The following is a 15,252-nucleotide window of genomic DNA, read 5'->3' as shown; positions in this document are numbered from 1 at the left end:
GGAAGCTCGCCGGGTGTGAAAAACCCTTGCAAGCGTGTGAATCCATTGTATGAACGCGGCCCTGTTTCCTGTGCTGCCGGAGGGTTTGACTTGGGTAAAAAGACCGATTTCGCCAGCGAGATCTACGGGCTTGATCGTTGGGGCCATGGGCTGATCAGCGTGACAGCAGAGGGCGAAATCGCGCTCACCAACCCGCTGCAGGAGAACGCGCCGCAGATCAGCCTGCCGGGGATCGTTCACGATCTTGAGGCGCGCGGCATTCAGGCGCCGCTGGTGCTGCGGGTGACGGCCTTTCTGGAAGCCGAGATCAAGCGCATCAACGAGGGGTTTCGCAACTCTATCGCGCGGTCTGGCTATCGCGGCAGCTACCGGGGTGTCTTTCCGATCAAGGTGAACCAGCAGGCGCAGGTGGTGGACCGGATCGTCGAATTTGGCCGCCCCTATGCCTACGGGCTTGAGGCGGGCTCCAAGCCAGAGCTGGTGATCGCGCTGGCCCATCAGCTGGCCGAGGATGCGCTGATCGTCTGCAACGGCGTGAAGGATGCGGAGTTCATCCGGCTGGCGATCCTGTCGCGCAAGCTGGGGTTCAACACGGTGATCGTGCTGGAGAGCGCGAAGGAGCTCGATACCGTGATCGATGTGGTGCGCGAGCTGGGCGAGGAGCCTCTGCTGGGCGTGCGCGTGAAGCTCACCCACCGGATCGGCGGCAACTGGGCGGAAAGCTCGGGCGATCGTTCGAGCTTCGGCATGAACACCGATCAGCTGATGCAGGTTGTGGACAAGCTGAAGGACGAAGGCCTTCTGCATTGCCTCAAGCTTCAGCACAGCCACCTCGGCTCGCAGGTGCCGGATGTGAACGACGTCCGCCGCGCCGTGAACGAGGCCTGCCGCTATTTCACCGAGCTGACGGGCGAGGGCGCGGAGCTGACCCATCTGGATCTCGGTGGCGGCCTTGGCGTGGATTACACCGGCGAGAAGATCGCCAGCGAAAACAGCGTGAACTACTCGGTGGAGGAATACTGCACCAACGTAGTGGAAACCGTTGCCTATGCGCTGGATGAGGCCGGGGTGGAGCACCCGACGCTGGTGACCGAAAGCGGCCGCGCAGTGGTTGCCACTTCCTCGATGCTGATCTTCAACGTGCTGGAGGCCACCCATTACGATGCGCCTTCGGCAGAGGAGCCGCAGCCCGACGATCACCACCTGATCGTCGATCTGGCCGCCGTGAAAACCTATCTCACGCCGGAGCGCTTGCAGGAGTGCCTGAACGACAGCACCTTCTACCGCGACGAGCTGCGCGCCATGTTCCGGCGCGGCTATATTACCCTGCGCCAGATGGCGCGGGCGGAGCGGATCTATCTGGAACTGATGGCCCGCATCAAGGTGCTCGCGCCCAAGATCGAAACGACCCACGAGATCGAGGCGCAGCTGGAAAAGCTCGCCGACATCTACCACTGCAACTTCTCGCTGTTCCAGTCGCTGCCCGATGTCTGGGCGATCGACCAGCTGCACCCGATCATCCCGCTGCAGGATCTGAACATGGAGCCGGACCGCCGCGTGGTGCTGTCGGACATCACCTGCGATTCCGACGGCAAGATTGATCGCTTCATCCTCGCCGACGGCATTTCGCCCTCGCTCCCTGTCCACAGCCTGCCGGAGGATCGCCCCTATTACCTCGGCGTTTTCTTCGTGGGCGCCTATCAGGAAACGCTGGGCGATCTGCACAACCTCTTTGGCGACACCAACGTGGCCACCATCGAGCTGCGCGAAGACGGCGGGTTTGATCTGCTGCACGAGCAGGAGGGCGACACCATCGCCGAGGTGATGTCTTACGTGGAATACGACCCGAAGGATTGCATCGCCGCCTTCCGCAAGATGGTGGATGGCGCGACCTCGGCCAAGAAGCTCGATGCCAGCGAACGCAAGGCGCTGATGGCAGCCTACCGTGAGAGCATCGAAGGCTACACCTACTACGAATGAACCAGCCTCAAGGAGGGTATACCATGGGCAAGACATTGGTCGTTGGGGCAGGGGGCGTCTCCCATGCTGCCGTGCACAAGATGGCGATGAACAGCGATATCTTTACCGAGATCACGCTGGCCAGCCGCACCAAGAGCAAATGCGACGCGATTGCCAAATCGGTGAAGGAGCGCACCGGCGTGGAGATCGCGACAGCGGCGCTGGATGCCTATGACGTGGCCGCCACCGTGGCCCTGATCAAGGAAACCGGGGCGGAGCTTTTGGTGAACCTCGCGCTGCCCTATCAGGATCTGGTGCTGATGGATGCCTGCCTTGAGGCGGGCTGCAACTACCTTGATACGGCCAACTACGAGCCCGAGGATGAGGCCAAGTTCGAATACCACTGGCAATGGGCCTATCAGGACCGCTTCAAGGAAGCCGGGCTCACCGCGATCCTCGGCTCGGGCTTTGATCCGGGCGTGACGAGCGTGTTCGCGACATGGCTCAAGAAGCACAAGCTCGCCACCATCCGCCAGATCGACGTGCTGGACGCCAATGGCGGCAGCAACGATCAGGAGTTCGCCACCAACTTCAACCCCGAGATCAACCTGCGCGAAGTTCTTTCTGAGGCGCGGCATTGGGAGAACGGGGCATGGATCGGCACCCCGGCGATGACCCATAAGGTGGAGTTCGATTTCCCCGGCATCGGGCCCAAGAACATGTACCTGATGTATCACGAGGAACTGGAGAGCCTCTCCACCCACTTTCCCGAGATCGAGCGCGCGCGCTTCTGGATGACCTTCGGCGACGCCTACATCATGCACGCCAAGGTGCTGCAGAACGTCGGCATGACGCGGATCGATCCGGTGATGCATGACGGCAAGGAGATCATCCCGATCCAGTTCCTGAAAACCCTGCTGCCCGATCCCGGCGATCTGGGCGCCGAAACCAAGGGCAAGGCCTGCATCGGCGACATCGCCACGGGGCAGGCCAAGGATGGCTCGGGCGAGAAGACCTATTACATCTACAACATCTGCGACCACGAGGAATGCTACCGGGAAGTCGGCAGTCAGGCCGTGTCCTACACCACGGGAGTGCCGGCGATGATCGGCGCGGCGCAGGTGCTGAAGGGCAATTGGGTCGCGCCGGGTGTCTGGAACATGGAGCAGCTCGATCCGGATGACTTCATGGACATGCTCAACACCCAAGGCCTGCCATGGCAGGTGCACGAGCTGGACGGGCCGGTTTCGTTCTAAGAACGAAGGGCCGCAAAGACCCGCGGGGTGGCGCAATCGCGCCGCCCCATGGGGGCGGGTCGGCGCGGCCCGGCCTTGCGGCCGGGCGGAACATTTCTTCTGACAGGAGCCTTTCATGGCCGAGATGATGACAACACAGGCCGGCGATGCCGGGGCTTTCGCGGGCTTCGATCTGTCTCGCGTGCCCTCGCCCTGTTTCGTGGTGGATCGCGCCGCCGTGGAGCGCAACCTTCAGATCCTCGCCGATGTCTCCACACGCTCCGGCGCCCATGTGCTTTCGGCGCTCAAGGCCTTCTCCATGTACGAACTGGCCCCGCTTGTGCGCCAGTATCTGGGCGGCACCTGTGCCTCGGGCATCCACGAAGCCAGGCTGGGGCGCGAGGAATACGGCGGCGAGGTCGCCACCTTCTGCGCGGGCTACAAGGCCGAGGACATGGCCGAGATCATCGCGCTGTCGGATCATGTGATCTTCAACAGCCCCGCCCAGAAGGCGCGCTTTGCCGATCAGTGCCGCGCTGCGGGCGTGTGCGTGGGCCTGCGGATCAACCCCGAGCATTCCGAAGGCGAGATCCCGAAATATGACCCCTGTGCCCCGTGTTCGCGCCTTGGCACGCCGGTGTCGCAACTTACGCCTGAGGTGCTGGACGGCGTGGACGGGCTGCATATGCACACGCTCTGCGAACAGGGGTTCGAGCCGCTGAAACGCACGTGGGAGGCGGTGAAACCCAAGATCGCGCCCTATCTCGGACAGCTGAAATGGCTCAACTTTGGCGGCGGCCACCACATCACGCGCGCCGATTACGACCGCGAGGCGCTCATCGCTTTCTTGAAAGATATCAGGGCGGAAACCGGCCTCGAGCTCTACCTTGAACCGGGCGAGGCCGTGGCACTGGATGCGGGTATTCTTGTTGGCGAGATACTTGATCTGCCGGTAAATTTGATGCCGCTCGCCATCACCGATATCTCCGCCACCTGCCACATGCCCGATGTGATCGAAGCGCCCTATCGCCCCGCTTTGCTGGGGGAGGCGGAAGAGGGCCAGACCTACCGCCTCGGCGGGCCGTCCTGCCTCGCAGGGGACGTGATCGGAGATTACACATGGGCCGCGCCGCTCGCCATCGGCCAGCGCTTCGCCTTCCTCGATCAGGCGCATTATTCGATGGTGAAAACCAATACTTTTAACGGCGTGCCGCTGCCCACCATCGCGCTGTGGAACTCCGACACCGACGCGCTGAAAATCGTCAAAACCTTCGGCTACGAAGACTTCAAGGAGCGTCTCTCATGAGCGTGTTTCTCGATAGCGAGCTAACGGAAGCCGAGCGCACGGAGGCCGCGAAATTCCGCATCATCCCGATGCCGCTGGAGCGCACGGTTTCCTATGGCGCGGGCACGGCGGGTGGACCTGCGGCGATCATCGAGGCCTCCAACGAGCTTGAGCGCATCACCGTGGGCAAGGAGCCCTGCAAATTCGGCGTCTTCACCGAAGCGCCGGTGGATGTTTCCGGCAGCCTGCCGGTGATCATGGAGCGCCTCGCCGCGCGCACCATGGCGGCGGTGGAAGCGGGCGCGATCCCCGTCACACTCGGCGGTGAGCATTCGCTCACCTATGGCGCGGTGGACGGGGTGCAGCGCGCATTGGGCCGCAAGGTGGGCATCCTGCAGATCGACGCCCACGCCGATCTGCGCGTGGCCTATCAGGGCGAGAAACACTCCCACGCTTCCGTCATGAACCTGCTCACCGAGGAAGGCACGCGGCTGGCGCAATTCGGCATCCGCGCGTTGTGTCAGCAGGAAGAAGACCTGCGTGCCGCGCGTAATGTCTTCCACGTGGACGCGGAAGAACTGGTGGTGGGCGGCCTGATGGCCGTCGACCTGCCCGAGGATTTCCCGCAGGACGTTTACGTCAGCTTTGATGTGGACGGGCTCGACCCTTCCATCATGCCCGCCACCGGCACGCCGGTGCCCGGCGGCCTTGGCTACTATCAGGCGCTGCGTCTGGTGGAACACGCGCTCAAAGGGCGGCGCTGCGTCGGGCTTGACGTGGTAGAGCTTGCGCCCGATGGCAACGCGGCGTGGGATTTCACGGCCGCGCAGGTTGTCTATCGCCTGATGGCAGCCTGCGTCTGAGGCAGTCAGCCGGCGGCCAGTGTCGCCTTGGCTAGCGCAGCCTCGATGCGCGTTTTCTCATGGCCCGTGCTCAGCGCACGGGCCGTCCTTTCCCGGATGTCCTCCAGCAGCTGGGTGATCGTGTCGTCCGCGTCGGGCGGCAGCCGGCCATGAAGCGTCGCGAGCGCCTCGACGAGGGCGCATTGCACCTCCACAAACCCGGCCCCATCGCGCGCGATGGCTTCAAAGCCCGCGCGGAGCAAGAGCCCGCTGTTCAGCTCGTGCAGGTAGAGCCGGCCGTATTTCGGGGGATCTTCCACCGGTTCCAGCCGGGCATAATCCCAGCACAGACGCTCCAGCCGTGCGATCACTTCGAGCGCTGTTCCCGGATCGTTGATCCCCGGCGAGAGCGCGCGCGAGGCGGTTTCGCCAAGGGCCTGCACCCCGTAGCGCGGATCCTGATCGTGCGAGCGGCTCGACGCGATCTCGAAACAGGCCTCGGGCGTGCAGCCGGGCAGAAGGGCTGTGGCCTTCAGCAGGGGCTGCCCGGCAAGGACCAGATCGCCCGGGCGGGCCAGCAGCAGGAATTCTTGCCCGTGGCTATCAGCCTGCTCCTGCAGGCCGTCCATGTCGATGCGCTGAACATAGCCTGACGACGCGGCACCGAAGGTTTCGCCAAAGCGCTCCGCGCCGGCTGCCGCCTCGGGCGGGCGCGCGCCGAGCCGGGGCATGGCATGGGCATAGGCCAGCGCCTCGGCCGCCGCCGCCTCGGCCTGATCCAGCGCGTAATCGAGGCTGCCAAGCCGGGTGAGCCGCGCGATCCAGCGCACCAGCGAGACGACAATGGCCAGCACAACGCCAAGCGTGGCAATGAAAACAACGACGGAAGCACCGGAGCTGTAGGCACCGATGTTGAACAGGATGATGGCGACGAGCGCATAGACGAAAGCGCCGATGAAGGTGGCCAGCATCGTCTGGGTGGAGGTGTCCTCCAGTAGCAGGCGATGAATGCGCGGGGTGGCCTGCTGGGCCAGCGTGCGGTGCGAGCTGACCATGACCCCGAGCGAGAAAGTGGCCACGGCGAGCATGCCATTGGCAAGGATCGTCAGCACCGGCAGGATGCTCTGCGCCGAGAAGCGCTGCTGCGTCATGGGCGGGATCAGCGGATCCAGCAGCAGCGCCGAGAGCGCGGCCACCACCGCCAGCGCGCTCATCAGCGCGACGCGCACCCAGAGGATGCGGCTTGTGCGGCGCAGCCAGCTGGCGAATTGGGTGAGGCCGGTGGGGGATGGCATCGGGCGCGGGGGCTCCTGTTTGGCGGTTTCTGCCTCTAGATGTAGTTCATCATCTTGGTGACCCAGAACAAGACCTTGGCCAGCGCGGCAATGCCGCCGGCCTGATCGGTGATCACCAGCGCCTTGCCGGAGGCCCCGAGGCCAGCGGCGTTGTCGGGCAGGCCTTCGGGGATGTCCATCACCACGACAAAGCGCGAGGTGCCGGCCAGTTCGCGCAAAGAGGGCAGGCCCGCGCGGGCATCTACCGTGCCTTCGGACGTGCCGGGCGGAATGGCAGCGATCACGGCCTCGAACTGCTGGCCGGGCAGGCTGCTGAGCGCCACGAGCACGGTGTCGCCCACGGCGATGTTTCGGAAGCTGCTTTGCGGAAAGCTTGCCACCAGCGACCGGTCCGCCGGGATCACGAAGTTGATCGCGCCCTGAAACGGCGAGACCCGGTTGCCCGGGCGCAGGGAGACGCCGGTGACGATCCCGTCTTCAGGGGCACGCACCACGGTTTGCTCCAGCGCCCAGCGGGCCTGCACCAGCGCTTTCTCCACTTCCACTACGCCGACGTCCACGCCTTCGACCTGCGCCGCGATGCGCCGCTCAAGCCCTGCCTTGCGGGCCTCGGCGGCGCGAAGGCCAGCCTCCAGCTGCGCGATGGAGGATACAGCCTCCTGCAGCTGAAACTCGGTGGAGGCACCGCGGTCGGCCAACTCGATGATGTCGTCGCGGCGGGCGCGGCCAAAGTCGAGCTGGGCCTCAAGCGCGGCAATCTCGGCCTGCGCCGCCGCAAGATCGGTGAGCAGGCGCTCGGCAGCGGCCTGCGCGGAGGCTAGCGAGGCTTCGAGCCGCGCGACTTCTGCGGCCTGCGTTGTGTCGTCGATGCGAAAAAGCACATCGCCCTCGGCCACGCTCTGGTTGGGTTTGACGGCCACCTCCGTCACCGGCCCGGCGACATTGGGGGCGATGTTGATCGCTGTGCCCTGCACCGAAACAGGGCCGCTGGGTGCGGTGTGGTTGAGCGCGCCGATCACGACCAGGGCAATGAGCAACCCACCAAAGACAGAGAGCCCCTTGGTAAATAGGTTCCACGGCAGCAGCCGGAACTTGAAGAAGATCAGCCAGATGATGCCGAAGTAAGCGCCCAGCACGAGAACCATGCGGTTTCCTCCCATTTTGTCGTTTTCGCAGCGCTGTTTCGCGCTGTGTTTCGCCGACCCTAGCAGAGAAAGCCTTGTCAGGTCATGGATTTAGCTAGAGGGGTAAGCGACGTAGGCAAAGCGGGTGCTGTCGGGGCCCCATGAATTGACGTTGATCGTGCCCTGCCCGCCGGTGAACCGGGCAACGGGTTTTGCCGCCTCCCAGCGTCCGCCTTCCACGAGGTGCAGCGCCACGGGCTTGTCGGCGGGGTGGCCTTTGGTGCCGGGCGGGTAGGCGAGGTAGACGGCCCTGTTCCCGTCTGGCGCGAGATGGGGGAACCAGTCCACCGTGTCGCTGTGGGTCAGCCTCTCGGCCCCGCTGCCATCGGGGCGCATCCGGGCGATCTGGGCGTGACCCGAAAAGGCCTCGGTGTTGAAATAGAGCCAAGCGCCATTCGGGCTGTACTCCGGCCCGTCTGCCGGATGACCCGAGGTGGTGAGTTGGCGAAAGCCGTTGCCATCGGAAGCGACGGTGCAGATCTCGGCCGACAGGAAGCGACGGTTCGGATCGTTTTCATCCACGATCACGCCCACGAAAGCCAGTTCGCGCCCATCGGGGGAGACGCCGTGCAGGAAGTGGACCATGCCCGCCGGGCTGCTTGCGCCCGTGACGCAGGTCGCCTGCCCACCGGCGAGCGGTGCGCGGTAGATCTGGCCGTCGCCGTTGGCCGAGAGGAAGATGTGCACGCCGTCTGGATCCAGCACGTGATCGTTGTTGATCGGCGGCAGGCCCTCGTAGGCGATCTGGGTAAGGCGGCCCTGCGCCAGATCGAACCGCCAGAGCAGATCGTCGCCGTTCAGGATCAGCGCATCGCCTGCGAGCGTCCAGTTCGGGGCTTCGAGCAGGCGCTCGCGCGTTGTGTAGACGCAGGTGTCGGTGCCGCTGACCACGTCAAAGACGCGGATCTCGCAGCGTTGGCCGGGGGCGAGGGTTCTGGCGGGCATCTATTGATCCTGTCTTGGGGTAAAGTCAGCTGCGCAGGGGCAGCGAGAGGGTGAGGCGCGCGCCTTTGGGGACGGCGTCGATGCGGATGCTGCCGCCGTGGCGTTGGGCAATCTGCTCCACGATCGAGAGCCCAAGCCCGCTGCCGCTGCTGGACGCGATCTGACCGAAGCGGCGGAAGGCCAGTTCGGCCTGTTCCGGGGTGAGCCCCGCGCCGTCATCGGCCACGGAAACCTCCGCCCGCCGCCCCTTGCGCAGCGTGCGCACGGTGATCGCGGACAGCGCAGGCCCGCCGTGTTCCATCGCGTTGTGGATCAGGTTGCCCACGGCCTCGCCGATGAGTACGGCATCGCCCTCCACGGGGAGCGGCTCGGGGAAGGCGGCCAGCGCGAAATCAAGCCCCTGGCTCAGGGCGAGGGGGCCGATGTCTTCGCAGGCGGTGCGCACGGCGGTGTTCAGATCGAAAGCGGTGGCCGGGAGATCCTCCTGCTTATAGCGCAGCCGTTCGAGCGAGAGCATCTGCTCGGTCAGCCGCGCCGATTTGCGGGCGGCCTTGATCAACGCCTCTTCGCGCTGGCGGCGGGCTGCGGCGTCCTGCACGCCGGGCAGTGTTTCGGCCTGCGACAGGATCGCGGCGGCCGGGTTGCGCAGCTGGTGGGCGGCGTCGGAGATGAAGGCCTGATGGGTAGCGATATTGTCGCGCACCTGCCCGAGCAGGCGGTTGAGCGTGGCCACGATCCCGGCGACCTCCTCGGGCACAGCGCGCTGGATGTCGCCCAATTCGTTGGGGGAGCGCAGGGCAATGGCGGCCTGCAGATCGTTGAGCGGGCGCAGGCCCAGCTTGACCCCGAACCAGACGACGAGCGCCAGCGCCAGCAGCAAAAGTCCGATGATCCCGGCGGCGCGCAGCGCAAGCGCATTGGCGAAGGCGGCGCGGTCGCTCACGCGCTGCCAGACGGTGACGATGGTGTCACCTGTCAGATTGCCGATCACCGTGGGCTCCACCATGCGCAGCACCCGCACCGGCTCGTCGCGGTATTGGGCGAAGCTGTAGTGGATCGCCGCCGGATCACGCGTGCTTTCGGCGTTGGGCGGGTAGGCGTAGCCCGTCACATAGATGCCGCCGGGGCCGGTGACATGGTAGAAGACCTCCCCGCCGCCGGCATCGGAAATCAGCGCGCGGGTGCGGGGCGAGAGCGCATCGCCTTCAGAATGGGCCACATCGCGGGAGATGGCGAGCGCGGCGGCCAGAAGGCCCCGGTCGAAGGTCTCTTCCGCGATGGCCTCGGCGGCGGTGGTGCGCCAGATGCCGAGGATCACCGACAGCAGCAGCAGCGGCGTGAGGATGACGAGGAACAGCCGCAGCCGCAGCGAATAGACCGCCGGACGGGCAGCCGGGCGGCTCATGGTGCGACGTCCAGCATGTAGCCAAGGCCGCGGGCCGTCTTGATCTGCACGCCATAGGGCGCAAGGCGGCGGCGCAGGCGGGAGACATGGGGTTCGATGGCGGTGTCGTCCACATCGGCCCCGGTGCCATAGACATGGCTGGCGAGCTGCGCCTTGGACACAAGCCGCCCCCGCCGTTCGATCAGGCATTCCAGCGTGGCGATTTCACGGCGCGGCACGTCCAGCGGCACGCCCTCGGCCAGAAGCTGGCGGCCGGCGCGATCGTAAATCAGAGCGCCAAGGCTTTCGCGCGCCGTGTATTCCAGATCCCGCCGCCGGGAGAGCGCGCGCAGGCGGGCCTCCAGTTCGTCCATCTCGAAGGGCTTGGGTAGGTAATCATCCGCCCCCGCATCCAGCCCCGCCACGCGCTCTTCGGTCTGGCTGCGGGCGGTGAGCAGGATCACGGGCGTGTTGGCCCCGCGCTGGCGCAGGCCGCGCAGCAGGCTCAGCCCGTCCATCCCGGGCAGGTTGATGTCGAGCACGATGATGTCGGCCCCTTCCTGCTTCAGGAAGAGATCGGCCTCGGCCCCGTCGTGCAGCACATCCACCGCGTGGCCACGGTCCCGCAGCCGGAAGGCGATGGCCCCGGCGAGTTCGACATTGTCTTCGATGACGGCAATTCTCATGAGCAAGCATTTGTCACGATGCGCAAGTTTCGCGCAAGGTTGGAACGTGAAGGTGGATGCGTCGAAAGGAGGGGATGATTCCCTTCCGGCGATCTTTCGCGCCGCGTCGGGCAGAGGAGCCCGGCGCTGAAACTTGGTCCAGGGAGGACACCAATGATCAAACGCACCCTCGCATCCACCGCCGCCGCTGCCGCGCTTGCCGTGGCCGGCTTCGCGACCTCGGCGCAGGCCGATGTCGATTTTTCCGGCAAGACCATCGAATGGGTGATCCCCTTCTCCGAAACCGGTGGCTCGGCCAAATGGGCCAACTTCTTTGCCCCGCTGCTGTCGGAGCAACTGCCCGGCAACCCCACCGTCGTGGTGAAATTCATGCCCGGCGCTGGCTCCACCAAAGGGGCCAACTGGTTCCAGGAGCAAAAGCACGAAGACGGCACGCTGCTGTTCGGCACCTCCGGCTCCACCCAGTTCCCCTATCTGCTGGGCGATCCGCGCGTGCGCTACGAGTATAACGACTGGATCCCCGTCATGGCGTCGGGCACCGGCGGCGTAGCCTATCTGAACGCCGAGGATGGCGCGAAGTTCGATGGCTCTGCCAACATGCTGAAAGACACAGATTTCATCTACGGCTCCCAAGGTGCAACCCGTCTTGACCTCGTGCCGCTGCTGGCCTGGGAAATGCTGGGGATGAACGTGGAGCCGGTGTTCGGCATCAAGGGCCGGGGCGATGGCCGCCTGATGTTTGAGCGCGGCGAAGCCAACATCGACTACCAGACCTCCTCGGGCTACCTGGGCGGCTCCGCCCCGCTGGTGAAAGCCGGCACCGCCGTGCCGATGATGACATGGGGCGCGCTGGATGAGGACGGCAACATCGTCCGCGATCCGACCTTCCCCGAGATCCCGAGCTTCAAGGAAGTCTGCGAAGCCACCGAAGGCTGTGAAACCTCCGGCGAGACATGGGACGCTTGGAAAGCCTTCTTTGTGGCCGGTTTCCCGGTGCAGAAGATCGCCTTCCTGCCCGCAGGCACGCCCGATGACGTGGTTGAAGCCTACACCAAGGCCTTTGATGAGGTGCGCAAGGCGGATGGCTTTGCCGAGCGCGCGGCCAATGAAGTGGGCAAATACCCTGTCTTTGTGGGCGAGGGTGCGGCCCGTGCCACTGTGGCGGGCACCACGGTGTCGGATGAGGCCAAGACCTTCGTCCAGACCTGGCTGATGGACGCCTACGGCGTGTCCCTTAAGTAAGCTCTCAAGCAGCGGGCCGCGCCATAAGGCAGGCGGCCCGCTGCCTTCCCAAATTCCCTTTTTCGGAAAGCCGGTGCGATGGACATGTTCGCGACCGCCCTGCCTGCGCTTGGCGAGGCATGGGGCCTGATTCTGCAACCGATCGTCCTTGGATATCTTGTCCTGGGCGTGGTGATGGGGCTCGCCGTTGGCGTGTTCCCCGGCCTAGGCGGCATCGCCGGGCTTTCGCTTCTTCTGCCGTTCATGTTCGGCATGGATCCGATCCTTGGCCTTGCGCTGATGATCGGCATGGTGGCGGTGGTGCCCACCTCCGACACCTTCGCCTCGGTGCTGATGGGGATCCCCGGATCCTCCGCCAGCCAGGCCACGGTGCTTGACGGCTTTCCGCTGGCCAAGAAAGGGCAGGCGGCCCGCGCGCTTTCCGCCGCTTTCACCTCCTCGCTCTTCGGCGGGCTCGTGGGCGCGCTCTTCCTGACGCTCTTCATCCTGATCGCACGCCCCATCGTGCTGGCCTTCGGCCTGCCGGAAATGCTGATGATCACGGTGCTGGGCCTGTCCATGGTGGCAGTGCTGGCCGGGCGCGTGGCGCTGAAAGGGCTGGCCGCTGCGGGCCTTGGCATGATGATCGGCACCATCGGCGAGGCCGACGCAGGCGGCAGCCTGCGCATGGCCACCTACGACATTCCCTATCTCACTGACGGCCTTGCGCTGGTGATCGTGGGCCTTGGCATCTTCGCCGTGCCCGAGATCGTCTCACTGCTGCGGCAGGACCGTGCCATCGCCGGCGAGGCCAAGCTGGGCGCAGGCTGGATGGACGGTGTACGCGACTGGGCGGCCAACAAGTGGCTCTCGATCCGCTGTTCGCTGATCGGCGTGATGGTCGGCATCATTCCGGGCCTGGGCGGTTCGGTGGTGGACTGGATCGCCTATGGCCACGCGGTGCAGACCACGAAGGACAAATCCAACTTCGGCAAGGGCGAGATCCGCGGCGTGATTGGGCCGGAAAGCTCCAACAACGCCAAGGAGGGCGGCGGGCTGGTGCCGACGCTGCTGTTCGGGATTCCCGGCTCGGGCTCCATGGCGATCTTCATCGGCGCCATCGCGCTGCTGGGCTCCGGCGACATCGAAGTCGGCCCGGCGATGCTGCGCGACAACCTCAACATCACCTATTCCATCGTCTGGCTGCTGGCGCTGGCCAACGTCGTGGGCACGGTGCTCTGCATCGCGGCCTCCGGTGGCATCGCCAAGCTGACGACGATCCGTTTCACCTATCTCGCGCCGTTCCTGTTCATGCTGATCGCCTTCGCGGCGTTCCAGTCCGGGCAGAACTTCGAGGATCTTCTGGCGCTCTTCGTGATCGGGCTGATCGGCATCTTCCTGCGCCGCTTTGACTGGTCGCGCCCGGCCTTCCTGATCGGCTTCGTGCTGTCGGAACCGGTGGAGAAATTCTCCAACCAGGCGTTCCAGATCGCCTCCTTCCGCTTCCGCAAGAGCTTCGAGGAGGGCATGGATTACATCTTCAGCCCAATCGTGATCCTGCTGATCATCGTCACCGTGGTGTCGGTGGTGCTGGGCCTGCGGCAGGCGAAATCGATCATGGCCGAGGGCGATGTGGCCTCCGGCTCCAAACGCGCGCCGGTGGTGTTCCTGCTGGTAATCGCGGGCTACCTGATGATCGCGGTGATCAACGCCAACCAAATCCCGGATTTCAACCTGACCGACAAGATCGTACCGCTCTTCATCGGCGGCGTCTCGCTGCTGTGCTGCCTCATTCTGCTCGTGCAGATGATGCTGCGGCCCGAGACGGACCCGATCTTCGCCGACAAGGAAGTCGCCGGGGAGGACGCCGATGCGCCCTACGGGCTGTGGTCGACGCTGGCGTGGTTCGCCGCGCTGATCGCGGGCACCTTCTTCGTGGGCTTCATCCTCGCGCTGGTGGCTTTCCTCGTCGCATTCCTGCGGGTGCGCGCCGGGGCGGGCTGGGGCAAGACGCTTTTGCTGACCACCTGCGGGATCCTTTTCATCTGCCTCATGGCCGGTTCGCTCAACCGCGATTTCCCGCCGGGGCTTCTGCAGGAGGCGGTGTCTCTGCCGTGGCCGCTCAAATGACCCAAACCGGTATCCCTTTCGTCTTCATGCGCGGCGGCACCTCGCGCGGGCCTTACTTCAACCGCGCCGATCTGCCTGAGGATCTCGACACGCTTGGCCGCGTGCTGGTGGCCGCGCTTGGCTCGGGCCATGCGCTCAACATCGACGGGATCGGCGGCGGGGCCGCCGTGACCACCAAGGTCGCCATGCTCTCGCGCAGCAGTGATGACTGGGCCGACATCGACTATTTCTTCGCCCAGGTCTCGGTGGAGGACGGGCTTGTCGATTTCAAACCCACCTGCGGCAATATCTTGTCGGGCGTCGGCCCGGCGGCGATCGAGATGGGGCTGGTGGCGGCGGCGGACGGCATCACGCCGGTGAAGATCCGCGCGGTGAACACCGGCGCGCAGGTGCTGGCACAGGTGCAAACCCCCGGCGGACGGCTGGCTTACGAGGGCGAGGCGGCGATTGCCGGCGTGCCCGGCACCGCCGCGCCGGTGGCGCTGAACTTCATGGGCGTCGTAGGCTCTTCCACCGGGGCCTTCCTGCCCACCGGCAACCTGCGGGATGTCTTTGACGGCATTGAAGTCACCTGCATGGATGTGGCCATGCCCATGGCCATCGCGCGGGCCAGCGATTTCGGCCTCACGGGCTATGAAAGCGTGGCCGAGCTCGACGCCAACAAGGCGTTCTTCGCCCGGATGGAAGCGATCCGTCTGCAGGCAGGGGAAAAGATGGGGATGGGCGATGTGTCCAAATCCGTGACGCCGAAGTTTGGCCTGTTGGCCCCGGCGCGCGACGGCGGCACCATCGCCACGCGGTATTTCATGCCGTGGAACACGCACCCCTCGATGGCGGTCACCGGCGCGCAATGTCTTGCCTCCTGCGCGCTCACGCCGGGCACCGTGGCCGACGGGCTGCTCGCACGCCCGGCGGAAAGCCCGGCGCAGGTGGTGCTGGAACATGCCACGGGCACCATCGAGGTGCTGGTGGATTTCGACCTGAACAACTCCTTCTCGCTGAACTCCGCCGGCCTGCTGCGCACCGCGCGCAAGCTTGCGGACGGGCGCGTCTACGTGCCTGCCTCTGTCTGGAAAGGCCACTGAC

12 protein-coding genes are annotated in these 15,252 nt (G+C 65.3%); 7 read left to right on the top strand and 5 right to left on the bottom strand.

Translation table 11 applies throughout. The annotated features are described in order from the left end of the window. The first annotated feature begins 90 nt into the window (after positions 1-90). The 4 genes from speA to speB all read left to right on the top strand — a co-directional run bounded on the left by speA (position 91) and on the right by speB (position 5,342). Positions 91-1,980, top strand: coding sequence for a biosynthetic arginine decarboxylase (gene speA, locus KVX96_RS11475; protein WP_261194581.1), 1,890 nt, complete (start codon positions 91-93; stop codon positions 1,978-1,980). Between the two features lie 23 nt (positions 1,981-2,003). Further along, a complete protein-coding gene (locus tag KVX96_RS11470; protein ID WP_261194580.1) occupies positions 2,004-3,215 on the top strand; it encodes a saccharopine dehydrogenase family protein in 1,212 nt (403 codons plus the stop codon). Between the two features lie 115 nt (positions 3,216-3,330). Continuing rightward, positions 3,331-4,500 (top strand): carboxynorspermidine decarboxylase, encoded by a 1,170-nt coding sequence (locus KVX96_RS11465; RefSeq protein WP_261194579.1) that lies wholly within the window; start codon positions 3,331-3,333, stop codon positions 4,498-4,500. After that, positions 4,497-5,342 carry an agmatinase gene (gene speB / locus KVX96_RS11460; RefSeq protein WP_261194578.1) on the top strand — a complete coding sequence of 282 codons (846 nt, stop codon included), beginning with the start codon at positions 4,497-4,499 and terminating at the stop codon, positions 5,340-5,342. The genes KVX96_RS11465 and speB overlap by 4 nt, the downstream gene beginning before the upstream one ends. 5 nt (positions 5,343-5,347) lie before the next feature. Here speB and KVX96_RS11455 read toward each other — a convergent pair whose 3' ends face one another. The 5 genes from KVX96_RS11455 to KVX96_RS11435 all read right to left on the bottom strand — a co-directional run bounded on the left by KVX96_RS11455 (position 5,348) and on the right by KVX96_RS11435 (position 10,815). Beyond that, positions 5,348-6,616: a DUF2254 domain-containing protein gene (locus KVX96_RS11455; RefSeq protein WP_261194577.1), complete on the bottom strand. Its 1,269-nt coding sequence runs from the start codon at positions 6,614-6,616 to the stop codon at positions 5,348-5,350. A 35-nt stretch (positions 6,617-6,651) separates the two neighbouring features. Further along, the gene (locus KVX96_RS11450; protein WP_261194576.1) at positions 6,652-7,761 is read right to left on the bottom strand and encodes an HlyD family secretion protein; all 1,110 of its coding nucleotides are present in this window, start codon (positions 7,759-7,761) and stop codon (positions 6,652-6,654) included. A gap of 90 nt (positions 7,762-7,851) precedes the next feature. Further along, a complete protein-coding gene (locus tag KVX96_RS11445) occupies positions 7,852-8,745 on the bottom strand; it encodes a hypothetical protein (protein WP_261194575.1) in 894 nt (297 codons plus the stop codon). 25 nt (positions 8,746-8,770) lie between these two features. Continuing rightward, complete coding sequence (locus KVX96_RS11440; RefSeq protein WP_261194574.1) at positions 8,771-10,150, bottom strand: sensor histidine kinase; 1,380 nt, start codon at positions 10,148-10,150, stop codon at positions 8,771-8,773. Beyond that, positions 10,147-10,815 carry a response regulator transcription factor gene (locus KVX96_RS11435; protein WP_261194573.1) on the bottom strand — a complete coding sequence of 223 codons (669 nt, stop codon included), beginning with the start codon at positions 10,813-10,815 and terminating at the stop codon, positions 10,147-10,149. Before KVX96_RS11435 ends, KVX96_RS11440 begins: the two co-directional genes overlap by 4 nt. 153 nt (positions 10,816-10,968) lie before the next feature. On the opposite strand from KVX96_RS11435, the gene KVX96_RS11430 reads away from it, so the two are divergent. From KVX96_RS11430 to KVX96_RS11420, 3 genes are all read left to right on the top strand, one after another. After that, on the top strand, positions 10,969-12,057 hold the full coding sequence (locus tag KVX96_RS11430; RefSeq protein WP_261194571.1) for a tricarboxylate transporter: 1,089 nt from the start codon (positions 10,969-10,971) through the stop codon (positions 12,055-12,057). A gap of 78 nt (positions 12,058-12,135) precedes the next feature. Continuing rightward, a complete protein-coding gene (locus tag KVX96_RS11425) occupies positions 12,136-14,166 on the top strand; it encodes a tripartite tricarboxylate transporter permease (protein WP_261194570.1) in 2,031 nt (676 codons plus the stop codon). Continuing rightward, on the top strand, positions 14,163-15,251 hold the full coding sequence (locus KVX96_RS11420) for a 4-oxalomesaconate tautomerase (RefSeq protein WP_261194568.1): 1,089 nt from the start codon (positions 14,163-14,165) through the stop codon (positions 15,249-15,251). Before KVX96_RS11425 ends, KVX96_RS11420 begins: the two co-directional genes overlap by 4 nt. Position 15,252 lies beyond the last annotated feature (1 nt).

Origin of the sequence: Pseudoruegeria sp. SHC-113 (assembly GCF_025376885.1) — a bacterium.
In the GTDB taxonomy this organism is placed as follows: domain Bacteria; phylum Pseudomonadota; class Alphaproteobacteria; order Rhodobacterales; family Rhodobacteraceae; genus Pseudoruegeria.
The sequence above is the reverse complement of the archived record's forward strand: the minus strand, read 5'-3'. Positions and strand labels throughout refer to the sequence as shown.